This window comes from Calothrix anomala FACHB-343, assembly GCF_014696435.1.
GTDB classification, from domain to species: Bacteria; Cyanobacteriota; Cyanobacteriia; order Cyanobacteriales; family Nostocaceae; genus Aulosira; species Aulosira anomala_A.
Map to the genome: position 1 here is coordinate 17,155 of NZ_JACJQG010000004.1, position 18,224 is coordinate 35,378.

Sequence of the window (18,224 nt, forward strand, 5' to 3'; positions counted from 1 at the left end):
ATGCCTAGTCTTGTAATTTCTACTGTAGGTACTAGTTTACTGACAAATGAGATAGATGAAAGAAAAGACCCTAAAACTTGGATTCTGGATTTAAATAAAACTGCAAACTGGAATCAAGAAAAAATTGAAAAAAGTTCAGATTATTCTCATGTATTCTCTAAAATAATTAGACCTTTACGAAGTAGAGTAGAAAACAAGTTAAATAATAATAATATTTTAGAAATAAGAGAAATGAGTGCTGAGTTAAATGGCATTTATGGATTATATGATGAGCAATTGAGTAAAGGCAATCAAGATATACATTATTTAATTGCTACCGATACGGCACAAGGACAAGCCACAGCAGAAATAGTGCAGAATTTCCTCCGTGCTAAAGGAATCAATATTAATATTTTTACCCCAAAAGGATTTTCCACTGACAATAATGAATCTTTTAACAATGGTATTGATGAATTGTTAAATTGGATTGAAGATACAATTCCTGGTTATCAAGATAGCGGTTATGAAATTTACTTTAATTTAGTTGGTGGCTTCAAAGCTATTCAGGGCTTTGCTAATACTATTGGTATGTTTTATGCCGATAAAATTATTTACATATTTGAAGGGAGTAATGAAATTATTACTATTCCTCGTTTGCCGATCAAAATTGATACTTCAATTATTAAACCTATTCAATTTGCACTAATGGCAGAAGGAGCATGGATTAATATATCTGAACTTCAGGGAATCCCAGAAACTCTGATATTTGCAGTAGATAAGAAAGCAATATTAACTAGCTGGGGTAGATTAATTTGGAATCGTAGTAAAGAATATTTTCTATCTGAAGATTTGTTAAGTTTCCCTAAAATAAAGTATGAGACTTCTTTTGAAAAAGACTACAAGAAGATAACAGATAAAAAAGAAAGATTGAAATTGCAGGAAACTATCGCTAAAGTATCATATCTTCTTGTTAAATATAATGGTGATATGGCTCCGCTTAAAGGTGATGGTGGTGTACAACTAGAAACTTACACAAATACCGTCATTGACCATTTTCGCGTTACTCTCAGCCTGCGAGTTAGTTGCAAAATCGTAGGGAGTAATTTGTCATTGCGATATTACGGTACTCATGCTCATGTTGAACGAAGTGAAGGAATTAAAAGCAGATAAATTATTATGTTTGACACTTTCAAAAATCGCCTAGAAATTACAGGTAAACTCAAAACAATTACAGCACTACGTATTAGCGCAGGTCGTTCTAGTGAACCCATAGGTTCGGATTTACCTGTAATTAAAGACAGTTTGGGTAATCCATTAATACCAGGTTCTAGCTTTAAGGGTGCAATGCGATCGCGCTTAGAAAGTTTCCTCAGAGGTATCAATCCTAATTTAGCCGCAAATCCCGCTATAGAAGCTGAATGGTCAATTACTTCCCAGGCAATAAAACAACTAAAAGAGGATTATGATAACGATGAGGCTTTCACTAAAGAACTGATCGCGCAAACTGATTTAACTTCTCTGCTATTTGGTTCACCCTGGATTGCTAGCAAATTCCAAGTCCGAGATTTAACTGTAGTCCCTGATACTTGGTTTGGACAGTACCAAGAAAGAGACGGGGTAGCTATTGATAGAGACACGGAAACCGCAGCAGATGGGAAACTGTACGATTTTCAAGTTGTACCAGCAGGGACGCAGTTTGAATTTAAAGCGGTGGTAGAAAACGCTGAGAATTATGAACTGGGACTGTTGATGATTGGGTTACATCAGTTTGAGACAGAACAAATACCTCTGGGTGGAGGGCGATCGCGTGGCTTGGGTGTGGTTAAACTAGATATTGACAAAATGTACTGGTTAGATGTCAGCAACAACCCAGAAAAATTACTGACATATTTGCAAGAATTGGTAAATAGTAATTCATCAGATAAACTACCCAGCTATCAAGATGTCAAAGAGTCCAATTTAAAGCAAGATTGGACAAATTCGCTGATTCATTATTTACGAAAAAATCAAGCTAAGACTCAAACAACTGAAGTCACGCCAAATTCTTGAGGAGGGTAACTATGGCTTTCAGCAGTTTTAAAACTATCGGGGAAGTTCTCAAAGAGTTTCAAGTTACTTATACTGAAGCAAATTTTGTCAGTGAAATTGCTTTTACTATTCCTGACTATTTCCGCGAAGATTTAGAACTGATGATGCGGGATGCTGTTATTAATAATTCAGAGTTTGCGATTTGTGAAAATTTGATTTATTCCGTAATTAAAGAGGTTTGGAAGACTTACCGCAGTAAGTTTATTTTATGGGGTCATCAATCATTAAATTACAATCGAGATTTATCTGGGTATCCTGAATATATTTTGGCTCAACGTTCACCATTAGGTAAAGTCGTATTTGACAAACCTTATTTCATTTTAGTAGCAGCCAAGCAAGATGATTTTGTAACAGGTTGGGCGCAATGTTTAGCAGAAATGATTGCATCACAAAAACTGCATGAAAAAGATGAAATAGTGATTTTTGGTATTGTTTCTAATGGAGATGTATGGCAATTCGGTAAATTAGAGGCAAATAAATTTACTAAAAATATCATCTTTTACACTATTTATGAACTAGATAAACTTTTTGCTATTGTTAATTTTGTATTTCAACAATGTGAATCGCAGCTAAATAATTTAGTTGCAGCCTAAACAAAATTTCTCAATTAAATATAGATATGCACAAAAGATTTGTTAACCATTGTACTATTGATTTAACCCTAATTCCTGACGGGCCGATGCTGATTAAATCTGGTAAGGAAGGAGCCGATCCGACTAAGCCGGATATGGAATTTGTGGAAACATATCATGCTGGTGGGCGTTCTATATATTTACCTGGAAGTAGTTTAAAAGGTGCAATTCGCGCCCATGCGGAAAGAATTGTCAGGACTGTAGGTGAAGATAAACCAAACTCTAAAAAATTACCTTGGGCTAACGATCCGTTAAGCGATAAATACACTTATCTGGAGAATAAATCAGCAACGGATATTTACAAATTATCTAGTTTTACTGACCAAATATTTGGTAATACTTCTATTGCTAGTAGATTGAGAATTGAAGATGCTTATCCAGATAAATCTCAGCCTCTCAAAATTGAAGAACGGAATGGTGTAGCAATTGATAGGGTTTTTGGTTCGGTAGCTGTGGGGCCTTTTAATTATCAAGTTTGTACTGCTGGGGAATTTAAAACTAAAATTCATCTTAAAAACTTTACTCTCTCCCAATTGGGTTTAATTGGTTTAGTCTTGCGCGATTTAGATGACGGTTGGTTTGGTTTAGGGTTTGCGAAATCTCGCGGTTTGGGTACTGTACAGGTGAAATTGAATCAAGCAATTGTGCAATATCCTGGTTGTGTTTTATCGGAAGATAAACGTCAAATTCAGGCTATAGGTAGTCAAAAACAATGGAATCATACTTTTCTTTTGGGTGCGGGAGAATTTTTAGCAGATGAAGACGCACAATTATATGGTTTCTCTAAACCCGATTATCAAGATACTCCTGTAGCAGCACAAGAGATGAATTTAGGTTTTGGTGTGCAACTTACTTGGCGAGATGGTACGGTTACAGATTTATTTGAACGTGCTGTTAAATCTTGGAGTAGTTTATTAGGGGTATCAAGATGACGGCTTTTGTTGGTGTAAAAGAAAAACTTTTATCAGTTGCAGAATTACTTGATTTAATTCAAAAATTTGCAATTGAACCTAGTTACTACTTCCTCAGATGGACTCATAAGGTTAGCGATAATTGGAAACAAGTACCCACAGAAAATGACTTCCCGATGCTGGAAGGACAGATGTTTAATAAAAATTGTGAATTGCGGTGGAAGTATAAACGTCAAGATAGTTATGAAGTGCTGCTTTTAAGTGTTGCTGGTGAGTATGCTGATTTTAGCCCTGTGGGTAAAGATTGGGATATTCAAGATAGAAATGCTCATTTATATACATCTACCGAAACTCGTTTTCCTAAAGGATTTCCTGAGAAAGCAGCAAATATCGCCCAGCGTTATTTTATCGATAAACAAACTTCTACAGTTCACTTTGTCGCTTTGACAATTACAGAGTAATTATGACTGCAAATTTCCCTAAAAAACCTCAACCACCTAACCGTTCTAGCGGTGGGGGTTCATCTTCAGATTTTGTCCCCAAACCTTACGAATTTGTTTCCTTTCCAACTGAACGCCCTAATTTACAGCGTCCTGCTGGACATCATAAATATTTTAGCGATCGCCTGCATGGTACTTTGTATCTTACCCTAAAAGTGCAGACTCCTCTCCATGTCTCTACAGGGGTGGTAGTTATGGGTAGCGATATCGGTCAAAAAATTCCCTTAATTAAAACTATGGTACAGGGTGTTGACCAAAAACTCTCGATTCAAGGTAGTTCACTGAAAGGTTGTATTCGGTCTGTATATGAGGCGATTACTAATAGTACTTTAGCAGTTATTACTAATAGATATAGAGATAAAATCCCCCAAGAACGCTTACCTTGTCGCCAGAAAGAACAACTTTGTCCAGCTAGTAGAGTTTTTGGTGCTTTAGATTGGCAAGGTTTGCTAGATTTTAACGATGCGAAGTGTGAAAATATCAGCTTTTCTACGGGGTTTATGCCTTCATTATATCGTCCTCGTCCTGATGAACGTGGGGCATATTTTATTCGCGGTAAAGTTGCCGGACGCAAGTTTTATTATAATACTATCAAGGCAATTGATAAAGGTCAAAATTCAGGAATTCCCGTACAACAAGCTGGTAGAGAATATATTTTTACGACTCAATTACATTTTAAAAATTTGACAGCCGAAGAATTAGGTACTTTATTAATTGTCTTAGGACAAGATGCTAAATATCCGATGGCTTTAAAAGTTGGCGGTGGTAAACCCATAGGGATGGGAACAATGACTGTTAATATCGATAAAATCCATCAACCGCAAAACCTGAAACAGCGTTATTCATCATATAATCTCAATCAATCTGATGAGTTGATTGGGGAAAAATTACAACAATTTATCCAAAAAAATATTCAAGCAGCACATTCACGCTTGATTCAAAAACCGCAATTAGAAGAACTGGCTGCAATTTTACGCTATCCCACCGACCGCGAACCACCATCGGGAATGTATTAAATTATGACAATAGCTGAGTTATCTTCCGAATCTCTCACAGATGCACAGTGGGAAATTGCTCATGCGATCGCCCAAATTTTAGTTAAAGAAAATACAGATGTCAATGAGTTGGGTAAAGCTGTCGCTTATCTCCGCGCTTCTGTAAACCAGCCAAATGCTACCTCTCGGTTCTTCCAATATCTGAAAACTCTCGTCAGTAATGGTAGACAAATTGGACACAGTGGTAAAACTACCGATTATTACCGCAGTATTGAGAAAGCTTGTAGCGATTATCTCAAAGGCGTAAGCGATGCTGATACGATGCTGCAAATTTTAGGTTGGGTATCGCGTCTGATGCGTTATTACAGAGATGCTGGTGTCCCAATTGGGGAAATTGCGACTCCGAAAGCGCTACCTGTTGAGTCAGCGCGTCAAGCGGAAATTGCGAAAGCTACTAATACTCAGAAGTTTACAGTTGGTCAAATTGTAGAAGCTACAGTTACTGCTATTAAAGGGAATAAGGTAACTTACGAAATCCTGGGAGCTATAAAACTAACTGAAAAAGAACCAAAAAAAGCACAATTACTTAGTGAAGGGCAAACCGTTAAGGTTGAGATTTTAGATCTCAAAGAAGATGGAAGCATAAAGAAAGTTAAATGTATTGAATAATACAAAAATAATTGCTTGTTATTTTCATGTTGCCAAAGTAACATTTAAGATAGTACTCAAAGTTTAATATTTTGGGTGCTTAAACTTTAGATATCTGAACTCAAGGAGAAAAAAAATGTGTCATTAACCCGAAATAATCACAACAAACTGATTCAACCGTATCCACAACCTCTAGTTAGCGTATTTAATACAAAGAAGGTAGTCATGCTCAATATATCTGTGTCAGTACAAGTCACAGTCTGTTCTGGTATATCTCAAACCCAATCAATTGATCGTCACCCCTCTGCTCTACAAAGTGACGAAGTGGGTAAAAAACTAATCAAATCTCACCATAATTATAAAAAACTTCCTCAACTGGTAGGAATATTATCTGCATTTCTTGTTGCCGCTAATAATGGTGTACAGGTCTGGCAGAATTTACGCAACAACGTAAATATAAACTCTCCTTCTGATCAGTTATCTAGCGTTGAAAAAGTCCAGCTAGGTTCTAGAAAAACTGACTAAAAATACGAAAGCCTTGCTTTTGCAAGGCTTTTACTACACTATTTGTCAGTATTAAAGACAAATTAGTTATAGCAGTAAGCCAACTTTTTCTTATCTTGAGACTGACTTGACTTTCTTAGGCTATAAAGATATTGTCTTAATTACTAGGATAAATATGTGTTTCAAATACCTAAAAAAGATATATCTTACCCCGCAAGGGGATTGAAACACGCTCCTAGACGTTGATATTACTGTTGATTCAGTTTTTTCAACTTCCCCGCAAGGGGATTAAAAATTAGGTATGATATTTATTCAGATTGTTAACCTATAAACTTAGGTTGAAAAAGAGCGATCGCATTTCCTTGAAATTTTCTAATTGATTGGTAGAAATAGGAATCTCTGAAGGAAAATAATCTGATTAAATTATGTGATATCAATTTAATTAATGATTGTGTTTTGTGGATTGTCGTTAAGGGTGGGGATACTCTGGCGGGGAGGGGCGGGGAGACCCCGCCCCTACGAATGTATGTGTCACATTCTTTTTTAAAATGGGGTTTGAATACCTATTTAAACTGATATGAAAGGTAAAGATGAAAACAAAACCTTTTAGCGAATTGCGCCAGAGAATGACACCAGAACGCCGGGAAAAGAGCAAGACTCTTGCTAAACTCGCACTAATTCATATTAATTTGATGGAACTTCAAGAGTCGTTAGGTTTGACAGAGGATGATTTGCCAAAAGACCTTGGTATTGAATCTATTTTTGCTCAGTTAGAAAGCCAAGAAGATATTCAAGTTGTCACTCTTTCACGTTGTATTCAGGCTCTTGGTGGAAGTTTAAAATTAGTAGCTAATTTTCCGAATGAAGAGAAAGAAATTGTTCTTGCTCAATTCGATTGAGGGTTAATTATTTGCCATGAGTAAATACCAAAATATCAATTATCCCACATCGTAGGGGCGGGGTCTCCCCCATTGGTGTCAACTTAACGTGAAACCCCGATTCCATCTAGCTCCCATGCTCTGCGTGGGAGCTTAGATTTATGAGGCTCTGCCTCAATTTATCAGAAGACGAGGCGGAGCCTCGCAATCCGCATTTCCAGCCAGAGGCTGGAAACGAGATAAATGGATGGTAGGGGCATGGCACTGCCATGCCCTCTAGAATATATTGATATCACCTCGCTATCCCGAAATATCGCCGTCACCCTAGAAGGGTGCGGCTAATTCTACAAAGCCTGCAAAAGCAGGCTAAATTTCCTTAGCCCACAAAGGTGGGCTTGGTAACGATAGCCCCAGGCTTCTAGCCTGCGGGCGTTATTTCGGGTATGCGAGACAACATTTATCCCAATATTGAGCGCAGAAACCCATAATTTGCTAATTGAACCGGCAAAAGAGCGATCGCTTTGACCGCTCAGTAATTTTTGTAACAAATACCGCAGACTACACTATAGTAATTCTCCAGTAGCCAATCGCTACAGTATGGGGAATTACCAATCCAATTGGGGAAAATTTGCGCATAAAGCGAATTTAAACCCTAAATATGCTAATAAAAGCGCAAATCAATTCAATTATCTCTTAACAAGAAAGTATTTCTCTCACCATAAAAAAATATTTGCAACAGTATGAATGAGATTATTTTACAATTTGTAATATTTCTCCAAACACCTGCTAAATCAGCAAGTTCAGCCATTAATACTTGGGTAAAAACGCAATTTTCGCTTTACAAAACTCAACATTTGTAGAGTTAATTACTAATTAGCAATTATGTTGAAATTGATCCCCATTTATTTTTAATTCAATGTATGTAATGTGATTATTCTTAATTTCATAAAAAACTCTACCCACACTTCCCCTTAGTCCCACAGACTCAGGAAACGCAGGGTAAATCACTCAGTAACCACCAGGGGATAATTTCTGGGCAACATTGTGAAAACTCCCAATGCCCAATGCCCAATGCCCCATGCCCCACACAGTACAATTATTTGCATAGCAAGCAGCGATGGCAAGATCAGCTACATCTACCAATCGCAAAGCCAAGTCTAAAACCCTGTCTCCCACAATTCCCAAGTGGGCAGATAATACAGAATTGGTGGGATTGGTGTTTGACCTAGAGGCGACTAGTTCGACTTCCCTCTATTCCCAGTACACAATTGGACTTCATGCTTGGTTTCTCGACCAAGTCAGACAATTTAATCCGGAACTTTCGGCTTACCTCCATGATGGGGAGTCAGAAAAGCCCTTCAATATTTCGGCGCTGGAAGGTCAACTCCTCCCTAGTGGTAGACAACTGCATCTAGAAGCCAAGCAAATTTACCATTGGCATGTTAACGCCCTTTCTCCCAGGGTGGCACAGTTTCTCGTGCAATGGTTGACCCAATTGCCCCAAACTTTAGCTTTACGAGATGCACCTTTGCAAATTAAACAGGTGAGTCTCGCCCATCCCCCCACCACCTACGCCCAATTGTTAGATTCAGCTTTAGAGAAACAAACTAACGTGACTCTTAGCTTTGTTTCCCCTACCAGCTTTCGCCGTAAAGGTCATCATTTCCCCCTCCCGGTGCCGGTGAATTTGTTCCACAGTTATTTGCGGCGCTGGAATGACTTTTCGGGAATGGCTGTAGAAACGGAAGCTTTTCTCGACTGGATAGATGAAAGCGTGATTATCCATCAGCACCGCATCGAGTCGGTGAAAGTAGCGGCGGGTAAACGGGGTTCGGTGACTGGGTTTGTTGGGGCGATTTCCTGTGGTTTGAGTAAAACTGCTTTAGCTAATACAGAATTTACTAAATTATTTTATGCGCTAGTCAAACTCGCACCATACTGCGGTACGGGACATAAAACTACTTTTGGCTTAGGACAAACGCGCTTGGAATGGGTGGAACCGGAAGTTAATACATCTACCCAGGTATTAACAAATCTTTTGGGGGAACGGATTGCAGAATTAACAGCGATATTTACTGCCCAACGCAAACGCACCGGAGGCGATCGCGCTGATAAAATAGCTGCAACATGGGCAACTATTCTCGCCCGTCGGGAAATGGGGGAATCATTACAAGCGATCGCCCAGGATTTAGAAATGCCCTATACTACGGTGAAAACCTACGTTAAGTTAGCGCGACGGGCGTTGAAACAGGAAGATGAAGTTTAAAAAGTGCGATCGCTAGATTGTAGGCGATAATTTGAGCATTTTGCCAATCTACTATTTGATACATTCAAATCTTAGTAGAGATTGGGTTTTGTACCTAATACCGATTTAGATTATGTTGGCGATACATCAATATATTCTAGAGGGCACGGCAGTGCCCATTGGTGTCAACTTAACGCCAAACCCTTATCCTAACTGGCTCCCATGCTCTGCGTGGGAGCAATGATCTGTGGGCTGCTGCCTAAATTTATTCAGAAGACGAGGCGGAGCCTCGCAATACGCATTTCCAGCCGGAGGCTGGAAACGAGATATAGAAAAGTTTTTAGCTTAAGTTGACACGTATGGGCACTGCCGTGCCCCTACAATTATCTTTAATTAACCTGTATTGCGATATACTCCATACTTTGACATCTGAAGTCTAATATTCGAGTTCAGAAGGGAAAGTTTCCGGTTTTGAAGTCGAAATTTCTTGTTCTAAAGTACAAGGTTGCTGTTTGGAAGGCGAAGTTTCTAGCTTTTTACGCGGATGTTGGTGTTTGGAAGGCGAAACTTCCTGTTCTGAGGTGGAATGATGGTGTTCGGGAGGCGAAACTTCGAGATTTTTACTCGGATGTTGGTGTTCTGAAGGTGAAGCTTCGAGCTTTTTACTCGGATGTTGGTGTTCGGGAGGCGATCGCTAATATTTTCTTACCCAAGTTTTATTATTAAAATAAATTCAATCTCATTTAACATCAATTGATAACCACAGTTAAACAAGACAACTAAAGTGAGTATTAATCTTAATTTGCCGCCAGAGCTAGAAAACGAACTTTCTCAAGAAGCTTCTCAGCTTAACTTAACTGTTTCCGAATATATTCTTCAGATTCTTACTGTCAGGCGTATAGCAAACCCACCCAAGACTGGATCTGAACTGGTTGCTTATTGGCAAAGTGAAGGTGTTATCAATTCTCGACCTGATATTACAGATAGTCAAGCCTATGCTCGTCAGTTGCGTCATGAAGCTGAAACCCGCGAACGAGCATAGGTAAAATAGAAAATTGAGTTTGTCTAATTCCTAAATGCTACAAGCAGCATCCAGAACTCTAACGCTGGAAGAGTTTCTGCAATTACCAGAAACTAAACCTGCCAGTGAGTATATTGATGGTCAAATTATCCAAAAACCAATGCCACAAGGCAAACATAGTGCGCTACAAGGAGAACTTGTACCGGCGATTAATTTTATAGTCAAGCCAAAACGTCTGGCTCGTGCGTTTCCTGAGTTACGTTGTACTTTTGGCGGACGTTCAATTGTTCCTGATATTGCAGTTGTCGTTTGGGAGAGGATTCCCCGTGATGAGAATGGGGAAGTTGCAAATATCTTTCCTATTGCTCCCGATTGGACAATTGAAATTTTGTCTCCCGATCAAAGCCAAACTAAGGTAACCAAAAATATTCTCCATTGTCTCAAACATGGAACGCAAATGGGATGGTTAATCGATCCAGATGAGCAAACTGTGTTTGTTTATCGTCCTAAGCAAGAAACTGAGGTGTTTGACGATTCAGATGCAATCTTACCTACGCCAGCTTTTGCAAATGATTTACAGCTTACCGTTAAGGATTTGTTTGCTTGGTTGTTGGAGTGATGGCAAGTGGAGGTTTAGATGAAACCAGACTTTGATAGTATGAGTATTGCTGAACTGCGAGCTTATCTACTTTTACATCGAAATGATGATGAGGCTTTTTACAAACTTGCCGATCGCCTAGAAGCCAGTTCTGAGGATACTGACTTATACCCAATTCCAGATACACCAGAAAACATTGCCATCATGGAAGCAGCGATTCAAGAACAGGTGAGGAAGTTGGAACAGAAGCGACAAGGTTAAGCGATCGCTCAATCGCTTAACTCTCAATTTTTTGTGCGTGAACAGGTAAACTTTTATTGGCGAAAACCTCTGCAATCATTTGTGCGCGGGAGGAAACTTCTAGCTTGCGAAACATCCGCTTTAAGGCTTGCTTGACTGAATTTTCTGTAATCCACAGTTGAGCGCCAATTTCTGCGTTGGTGTATCCTTGTGCAACTAATTCCGCAATTTGCATTTCTCTAGGCGTGAGGCGATGAATTGCTAAAGTTTGCTGTGGAGAACGCACGGTTGCTACCCAAGTTGATAAGTGCAAACAAAGGGCACTTAAATCTAACAGATTTTGTGTATCAAAGGCTGGCTTTCCTTGCTCGCGGGTTAAGCCGACACCACCTATTAATTTACCATTGGTAACCAATGGCCCTGCCATCACATGCCAATGATCCTGGCGCGGACAAATCAATCGCCAGGTTTTAGGCGATACTACTAATGCTTCGTGTACGGGAGTATGTCGCTCAACTATGTGACGCAAAACTGGGTTGTGTTCAATGGATAAGGCGAGTTGAAAGGTTTGTTGTAGCTTGCTGTCTACTTTGGGAAGGCGATCGTAAAAGAATAAGCCGCAGCGTTTTGCGGCAAAGTAGTCTTTGAATTCTAGCAATACTTGCGATCGCAATTCTTGTTCGTTTTTGGCTTGGGCAATGGCTGCAAATAATGCTTGTAAGTTCGCCATGATGGCAAGTTGTACTCGTTCGAGGACTAGGCGCATTCTGGTAATCATTTTAATCTTAGCCTGTGTGCAAATGCAGGAGAAATCTTATGTCTCAGTATGCTCATCCTGAAGTTTTAGTTGATACCCAATGGCTGTTAGAACATTTACACGATCCTCAGGTGCGGATAGTAGAAGTTGATACTAATCCTCAACTATACAAAGATGCTCATATCCCCGGTGCTGTTTTCTGGAATATCTTCTCTGATTTACTTTTACCCAATTTGCAAATTAATTTTGACCCCGCAGCTATGGCAAAATTACTATCTCGTTCGGGTATAAATAATGATACAACTGTAGTAGCTTACGGTAGTTATCCAGGTACGGGAGCTTGGATTTTTTGGTTGTTAAAAGTGCTTGGACATGAGAATGTCCTGGTGCTGAATGGGGGATATCAAAAATGGATGGCGGAAAATCTCCCGGTAGCAACAGGTTTATCAGATTTTCCACCTAGTGAGTATTTTATCTCAGATATTGATACAGAAAAGCGAATATTTTTGGAAGAAGTTCAAGCTTCGATTGGTAACCCAAATCGGGTATTGTTGGATGTGCGATCGCTTGCAGAATATCGCGGTGAATTCTTTTTCGATCAACCGCCTGTGGGGAAGGAACGTGCTGGACATATTCCCGGTGCTGTACATGTTGAGCATCTGCTGACTTTAAATGAGGATGGAACTTTTAAGTCTTTTGCCCAGTTACAAGCACTGTACGCTAGTCAGGGAATTACACCGGATAAAGAAATTATCCCTTACTGCGCCATTGGTGGGCGATCGGGTTTTACATGGTTTGTTTTGAAATATTTACTGGGTTATCCCCAGGTGAGAAATTATGATGGTTCGTGGAATGAATGGAGCCGAATTCCTGATGTAGCTATTGAGAGATGAAAAAAGGCAGGGGGAAGAGGATTTTGGGGTTTTTGCACAGATGAGGGAATTATAACTAGTACAGCACGGCGTAAATAAACAGACCATTCAAAATCAACAAAACGCTTACTCTGTCTTAATTTTGAATTTTGAATTTTGAATTTTGAATTCCGCCTTGCGGTACTAGATTGAACCGCCAAGACGCCAAGGACGCCAAGAGCACGCTGTAGGGGCACGGCACCGACAATCTTTTGGTACATACAATAATTTTACTGGTGCCGTGCCCCTACTACTACGACAGATGTGGTTTAAATAGGTGAAAACTGCTGTAATCAGAGGGGATTTCCAGAGAATAAATTACCCAACTTATTTAAGGAGATTTTTCTTTACTTCCCCCTGCCCCCAGCCCCCCTGCTTGCATAGCAATTGGTTATTTTTTTAATTGGAAGTCCTGAGGCGTTTCTAATTCACCTGAGACGAGATTACCTTTCCTACTAATGAGAGAGAAAGTAAAAATCTATTCTGTTCTATAGTTATTCACATTGCTGCGGATTCGGAAATGGTTGTTACTTTGTCAGGAAGTAGCAACTTTAATTTAATGCATTGTGAAAAAGCTAGATGTCTTTATTGATAGCTGGGTTTATCGTGACATCTGGTTAATTTTGCCTTGGCTGTTGGAGGGTGAGCCAGTGGAGACGCCGAAGAGTGATCATTTTATTCCCAAAAAGCTTTCGGGTAAACAGGGGTTGTTGGTGGGGTTGGGGCTAGGTTTGGTTTTAGCTATTGGCGGAATGAGTATATTTTCTCGTTTTGGCAATCAGCGTTCGGCTGCTCCGCCTGCTGCTCCTGCTGCGGCGAAAAATTCGGCTTTACCTGTGGAAGTTCAACAAGTTGGTACGAGTACGACAGAGGAAAGTTCGGATTTTGTGGGGGCGTTGGAAGCGCAGCAAAAGGTGACGTTACAGCCGCAAATTCAAGGACGGATTGAGACGATTTTTGTGTCTAGCGGACAACGGGTGCAGAAGGGTACGCCGATTGCTGCTTTAAGTTTAGATCAAACTCAGGCGAATGTGGCGAGTGCGATCGCGGCTGCGAATGCGTCTCAAGCTGGGTTAAAAACGGCTCAAGCTCAACTCCAGCAAGCCCAGGCGCAACGCACTAAGGCGGCGGCAAATGTGGAGTTGCAACGTACCCAATTTAACCGCACGCAACAATTGGTGGCTGAGGGCGCACAAGCAAGACAGCAGTTAGATTTGGCAAGAAATAATTTACAAGCCGCGATCGCGGATTTACAAGCGGTTGATAAGGAAGTGGCGGCGGGAAATGCGGCGATTCGGCAAGCGGAAGCGAATGTTCGCGCGGCGCAAGCTGATACGGCGGCGGCGCAGGTGAATGTGAATCAGAAACAAGTGGTATCACCGATTACTGGTGTTGTCGGTGAATTCCCGGTGAAGGTGGGGGATTTTGTGAATACTGGGCAAACAATTACTACAATTACTCAAAATGATGCCCTGGATTTGAATTTGTCTGTTCCTTCCAATCGCTTGAAACAATTGCGAGTTGGTTTACCGGTGCAGTTAATCGATCCTACCACTCAAAAAGCGATCGGTACGGGGTCAATTAACTACATTTCACCCACAGTCAGTCCTAATCAGCAGTCGATTTTGAGTAAGGCTCGCTTTGCGAATTCCCAAGGTAGATTACGGGATGGGCAATATGTGCAAGGGCGGGTGATTTGGAATCGTCAACCGGGTATTTTAATTCCGACTGTGGCGATTTCTCGGATTGGCGGACAAAGTTTTGTGTTTGTGACGGAAAATACGACGGTGAATGGCAAACCGCAGCAAGTTGTTCATCAACGCTTAGTCAGGCTGGGCGATATTCAAGGGACAAATTACCAAGTCCTCGAAGGACTAAAACCAGGGGAAACAATTGTTACCTCTGGAATTCTCAAATTACGAGAAGGCACACCAATTCAACCACAATCTGAAAATTAGGACAAACGCTTGTGTCGATTGCGAATAATTTTATCAAACGTCCGGTATTAACTACCGTTTGTTCTCTGCTAATTCTGATTTTGGGTGGTGTGTGTATTCCTTTACTACCCTTGAATTATTTACCTGATATTGCGCCGATTCGCGTCCAGGTGTCAGCTAACTATACTGGGGCGGATGTGGCGACGGTGGAAAGTGCTGTGACGACTACGTTAGAACGTCAGCTTAATGGTGTCGAGGGGATGCAGTACATGACCTCGAATAGTTCTGCGGGAAGTAGTCAAATCTCCGTATATTTCGGGTCGGAAACTGATAAAGATATTGCCCAGGTAAACGTACAAAATCGCCTTGCTAGGGCGACACCACGCTTACCCACCAGCGTGCAACAATTGGGGGTAACTGCACAAACGGCTTCGACTAGTATTTTGTTGGTATATACCTTTTATGCGGAAAATAACGAGTACGATCCGCTATTTATTAGTAATTATATTGATTTAAATTTACGCGATCAACTGCTGCGTACCCCTGGGGTGGGAGATTTGACGATTTTTGGCGAAAAACGCTATGCGATGCGGTTATGGCTTGACCCCAATGCGTTAGCGAGTCGCCAATTAACTGTGGCGGATGTGGCGACAGCATTGCGATCGCAAAATATTCTCGCTGGGGCGGGTACTATTGGTCAAGCACCCATCCCCCCCGGACAAAGTTATGAAATTCCCCTGCGGGTGAACGGACAATTTAAGGATGCGTCGGAGTTTGAGAATTTAGTTATTAAAGCTGGAAGTGATGGTAATTTAATTAAACTTAAAGATGTGGGTCGGGCGGAACTCGGCTCGGAAACTTATAGTAGTAATGCGCGAAATAATGGTAAACCCGCCATTGGGGTGGCGATTTATCAGTCACCGGGAAGTAATGCGCTAGATGTGGCGAAGAATATTCAAGCGCAAATGAATGAACTGATTAAGGACTTTCCCCCTGGGTTAAAAACTCAAATTGTTTACGATACGGTGGGATTTGTCCAAGCTTCTTTGGAAGAGGTGGTAAAAACTCTAGTAGAAGCGATCGCATTAGTTGTCTTGGTAATTTTTCTGTTTCTCCAAGACTGGCGTGCTACAGTGATTCCGATTATTGCGATTCCTGTTTCTTTAATTGGGGCGTTAGCATTTGCCTATGTATTTAGATTTTCCCTGAATAATTTAACTTTATTTGGCTTAATCTTAGCCACCGGGTTAGTTGTTGATGATGCGATTATTGTTGTGGAAGCGATCGCGGGTAAAATTGAACAGGGTGTGAGGCCTTTACAAGCTTCCTTTGAAGCTATGGAGGAATTGAGTGGTGCGATAATTGCCACATCTCTGGTATTAATGGCGGTGTTTCTTCCTGTAGCCTTTTTCCCTGGTTCCACCGGAAAACTGTATCAGCAATTCGCCTTAGTTATTGCCTTTTCGATTACTATCTCCACATTTAACGCCCTCTCTTTCACTCCCAGCATGTCTGCAATCTTGCTGCGTCCCCCTCAACCCAAACGCGGCCCCTTGGGTTGGTTTTTCAATAAGTTTAATCAGATTTTGGCATGGATTATTAGGCGATATTTAGCAATTGTTAATTTCTTAATTCGCCTGCGTTATGCTGTGGTGGCTTTATTTGTTGTCGGGTTAGCTGGGACTTATTTTATGTTTACCCATGTCCCGACTGGATTTGTCCCGACTGAGGATCAGGGGATTGTTTTGGGGATTATTCAAGCGCCAGATGGGGTATCTCTAGCTTACACTGATGAAGTAATTACCAAGTTGGAGGCCATTCTCCAAAAAGAACCAGAAATTGATAATGTGTTTGCGACTTCCGGCTTTGGCTTTGCGGGTAGCGGCTCAAATCGCGGGGTATTTTTCGCCAAGCTGAAACCTTGGGAAGAACGGAAAGAAAAAGAACAAAGTGCTTCAGCAATTTTAGGGCGGATTAATGGTGCATTCCAAACCATCCCCCAAGCGATTATCACCGCCGTCAATCCCCCACCAATTCAAGGTTTTAGTACTTTGGGCGGTTTTGAGTTACAGTTGGAAGACCGTACCAATGGGCGATTAACAATTGATGATTTTTATGCCAATGCTCAAGCCATCATCGCCGAAGCTAACCAACAACCAGCCTTGAGAGGGGGAGTATTTACCCAGTTTACCGCCAGCACTCCCCAATTTCAAATTGATTTCGACCGCAATCGTCTGCAAGCGTTGAATGTAGATTTTCAACAAGCTGTAAATACCTTGGGTGCGGCGATTGGTTCCCAGTATGTGAATGATTTTACCTTGGGACAACAAAGTTATCGGGTATACGTCCAAGCTGAGGGGAATTATAGGCGATCGCCAAATGATATTAATCAGTTGTATGTGCGATCGGCAAACGATCAAATGATTCGCTTGAGTGAGGTAGCAACGCTGACACCAATTACTGGGCCTTCGGTAATTTCTCACTATAACGGCTTCCGCTCTATTAATATCCAAGGTAGGGAAGCTCAAGGTTACAGTAGCGGACAAGCAATTCAAGCTATGCAACAAGCTGTAAATGCTGCCGCTTTACCTGGGGTAGGTAGCAATTGGACAGGAACCGCTAGGGAAGAATTATCTGCTGGTAATTTGGGAATTCTCATCTTTGGCTTCGGGATTGTAATGGTGTTTCTCACTCTTTCCGCCCAGTATGAAAGTTATATTGACCCAGCGATTATTTTGTTAACTGTACCATTGGCGTTGTTGGGTGCGTTGAGTTCTTTAGCGTTGCGCGGTTTGGTAAATGATGTTTACGCCAATGTCGCCTTAGTCATGTTAATCGGCTTGGCTTCCAAAAACGCTATTTTGATTGTCGAGTTTGCCAACCAAGCTTTAGAACAAGGGATGTCAATTTCTCAAGCTGCTTTAAGCGCCGCCCAAGAGAGATTTCGCCCGATTGTCATGACTTCAGCTTCGTCATTGCTGGGATTTTTCCCCCTAGTCATCGCCTCAGGTGCTGGTTCTGCTTCTCGTTGGTCGTTGGGAACGGCGTTATTTGGTGGTTTACTAGTAGCAACGGTGTTAAGTTTGCTAATTGTGCCGGTGTTGTATGTGATTATTAAGAATTTGGAAGTCCGTTTCTTAAAACGCAAACCAAATCGTCCAAGTACGCCACCTGACGCCGATAGAGATGGGAATGAACCAGCAACGGTGACTGTTGCTAAATCGAGTGCGATCGCTCATCCTACTGTTGACGATCGCCATCCTCATGATGGTAATTTTTAATTGGGTAGCAGTGCGATCGCATTAATTTTGCTCAGTTATCCAAACACTTTTCTCGCTTGCCCGACACACCGCCCGCAGGCTATAAGCCACTGGCTCATG

Annotated in this window: 17 protein-coding genes; 16 read left to right on the top strand and 1 reads right to left on the bottom strand. The window is 41.1% G+C overall.

The genetic code is table 11. The features are described from left to right. From H6G08_RS02840 to H6G08_RS02900, 13 genes are all read left to right on the top strand, one after another. A complete protein-coding gene (locus tag H6G08_RS02840; RefSeq protein ID WP_190538781.1) occupies positions 1–1,149 on the top strand; it encodes a putative CRISPR-associated protein in 1,149 nt (382 codons plus the stop codon). Between the two features lie 6 nt (positions 1,150–1,155). Next, positions 1,156–2,028, top strand: coding sequence for a type III CRISPR-associated RAMP protein Csx7 (csx7, locus tag H6G08_RS02845; protein WP_190538782.1), 873 nt, complete (start codon positions 1,156–1,158; stop codon positions 2,026–2,028). Between the two features lie 11 nt (positions 2,029–2,039). Then, positions 2,040–2,660 (top strand): hypothetical protein, encoded by a 621-nt coding sequence (locus tag H6G08_RS02850; RefSeq protein WP_190538783.1) that lies wholly within the window; start codon positions 2,040–2,042, stop codon positions 2,658–2,660. Between the two features lie 26 nt (positions 2,661–2,686). Then, on the top strand, positions 2,687–3,631 hold the full coding sequence (locus tag H6G08_RS02855; protein WP_190538784.1) for an RAMP superfamily CRISPR-associated protein: 945 nt from the start codon (positions 2,687–2,689) through the stop codon (positions 3,629–3,631). Further along, on the top strand, positions 3,628–4,071 hold the full coding sequence (locus tag H6G08_RS02860; RefSeq protein WP_190538785.1) for a hypothetical protein: 444 nt from the start codon (positions 3,628–3,630) through the stop codon (positions 4,069–4,071). The genes H6G08_RS02855 and H6G08_RS02860 overlap by 4 nt, the downstream gene beginning before the upstream one ends. A 2-nt stretch (positions 4,072–4,073) precedes the next feature. After that, positions 4,074–5,126, top strand: a complete 1,053-nt coding sequence (locus tag H6G08_RS02865) for an RAMP superfamily CRISPR-associated protein (RefSeq protein ID WP_190538786.1) — start codon at positions 4,074–4,076, stop codon at positions 5,124–5,126. A 3-nt stretch (positions 5,127–5,129) separates the two neighbouring features. Beyond that, complete coding sequence (locus tag H6G08_RS02870) at positions 5,130–5,774, top strand: hypothetical protein (RefSeq protein ID WP_190538787.1); 645 nt, start codon at positions 5,130–5,132, stop codon at positions 5,772–5,774. Between the two features lie 117 nt (positions 5,775–5,891). Next, positions 5,892–6,278: a hypothetical protein gene (locus tag H6G08_RS02875; RefSeq protein ID WP_190538788.1), complete on the top strand. Its 387-nt coding sequence runs from the start codon at positions 5,892–5,894 to the stop codon at positions 6,276–6,278. Between the two features lie 569 nt (positions 6,279–6,847). Continuing rightward, positions 6,848–7,156, top strand: coding sequence for a type II toxin-antitoxin system RelB family anti-toxin (gene relB / locus H6G08_RS02880; protein WP_190538789.1), 309 nt, complete (start codon positions 6,848–6,850; stop codon positions 7,154–7,156). A 1,156-nt stretch (positions 7,157–8,312) separates the two neighbouring features. Continuing rightward, positions 8,313–9,401 (top strand): CRISPR-associated endoribonuclease Cas6, encoded by a 1,089-nt coding sequence (gene cas6, locus H6G08_RS02885; RefSeq protein ID WP_313941071.1) that lies wholly within the window; start codon positions 8,313–8,315, stop codon positions 9,399–9,401. Positions 9,402–10,164: 763 nt separating this feature from the next. Then, positions 10,165–10,422, top strand: coding sequence for a YlcI/YnfO family protein (locus H6G08_RS02890; protein WP_190538791.1), 258 nt, complete (start codon positions 10,165–10,167; stop codon positions 10,420–10,422). 34 nt (positions 10,423–10,456) lie between these two features. Further along, positions 10,457–11,020 (top strand): Uma2 family endonuclease, encoded by a 564-nt coding sequence (locus H6G08_RS02895; protein WP_190538792.1) that lies wholly within the window; start codon positions 10,457–10,459, stop codon positions 11,018–11,020. Between the two features lie 18 nt (positions 11,021–11,038). Beyond that, entirely contained in the window at positions 11,039–11,260 is a 222-nt protein-coding gene (locus tag H6G08_RS02900) for a DUF6887 family protein (protein ID WP_190538793.1), read from the top strand. A gap of 16 nt (positions 11,261–11,276) precedes the next feature. Here H6G08_RS02900 and H6G08_RS02905 read toward each other — a convergent pair whose 3' ends face one another. Beyond that, positions 11,277–11,969: a LuxR C-terminal-related transcriptional regulator gene (locus H6G08_RS02905; RefSeq protein WP_190538906.1), complete on the bottom strand. Its 693-nt coding sequence runs from the start codon at positions 11,967–11,969 to the stop codon at positions 11,277–11,279. A gap of 86 nt (positions 11,970–12,055) precedes the next feature. Here H6G08_RS02905 and H6G08_RS02910 point away from each other — a divergent pair, with 86 nt between their 5' ends. The 3 genes from H6G08_RS02910 (at position 12,056) to H6G08_RS02920 (ending at position 18,125) form a co-directional block, all read left to right on the top strand. After that, positions 12,056–12,889 carry a sulfurtransferase gene (locus H6G08_RS02910; protein WP_190538794.1) on the top strand — a complete coding sequence of 278 codons (834 nt, stop codon included), beginning with the start codon at positions 12,056–12,058 and terminating at the stop codon, positions 12,887–12,889. A gap of 584 nt (positions 12,890–13,473) precedes the next feature. Then, positions 13,474–14,865: an efflux RND transporter periplasmic adaptor subunit gene (locus H6G08_RS02915; protein ID WP_313941004.1), complete on the top strand. Its 1,392-nt coding sequence runs from the start codon at positions 13,474–13,476 to the stop codon at positions 14,863–14,865. Between the two features lie 11 nt (positions 14,866–14,876). After that, on the top strand, positions 14,877–18,125 hold the full coding sequence (locus H6G08_RS02920) for an efflux RND transporter permease subunit (protein ID WP_190538795.1): 3,249 nt from the start codon (positions 14,877–14,879) through the stop codon (positions 18,123–18,125). Positions 18,126–18,224: the final 99 nt, after the last annotated feature.

What these genes read in the sequence shown, in the direction of transcription:
- H6G08_RS02840 (WP_190538781.1), top strand. Translation starts at nt 1, where the DNA reads ATGCCTAGTCTTGTAATTTCTACTGTAGGTACTAGTTTACTGACAAAT.
- csx7 (WP_190538782.1), top strand. Translation starts at nt 1,156, where the DNA reads ATGTTTGACACTTTCAAAAATCGCCTAGAAATTACAGGTAAACTCAAA.
- H6G08_RS02850 (WP_190538783.1), top strand. Translation starts at nt 2,040, where the DNA reads ATGGCTTTCAGCAGTTTTAAAACTATCGGGGAAGTTCTCAAAGAGTTT.
- H6G08_RS02855 (WP_190538784.1), top strand. Translation starts at nt 2,687, where the DNA reads ATGCACAAAAGATTTGTTAACCATTGTACTATTGATTTAACCCTAATT.
- H6G08_RS02860 (WP_190538785.1), top strand. Translation starts at nt 3,628, where the DNA reads ATGACGGCTTTTGTTGGTGTAAAAGAAAAACTTTTATCAGTTGCAGAA.
- H6G08_RS02865 (WP_190538786.1), top strand. Translation starts at nt 4,074, where the DNA reads ATGACTGCAAATTTCCCTAAAAAACCTCAACCACCTAACCGTTCTAGC.
- H6G08_RS02870 (WP_190538787.1), top strand. Translation starts at nt 5,130, where the DNA reads ATGACAATAGCTGAGTTATCTTCCGAATCTCTCACAGATGCACAGTGG.
- relB (WP_190538789.1), top strand. Translation starts at nt 6,848, where the DNA reads ATGAAAACAAAACCTTTTAGCGAATTGCGCCAGAGAATGACACCAGAA.
- H6G08_RS02895 (WP_190538792.1), top strand. Translation starts at nt 10,457, where the DNA reads ATGCTACAAGCAGCATCCAGAACTCTAACGCTGGAAGAGTTTCTGCAA.
- H6G08_RS02900 (WP_190538793.1), top strand. Translation starts at nt 11,039, where the DNA reads ATGAAACCAGACTTTGATAGTATGAGTATTGCTGAACTGCGAGCTTAT.
- H6G08_RS02905 (WP_190538906.1), bottom strand. Translation starts at nt 11,969, where the DNA reads ATGGCGAACTTACAAGCATTATTTGCAGCCATTGCCCAAGCCAAAAAC.
- H6G08_RS02910 (WP_190538794.1), top strand. Translation starts at nt 12,056, where the DNA reads ATGTCTCAGTATGCTCATCCTGAAGTTTTAGTTGATACCCAATGGCTG.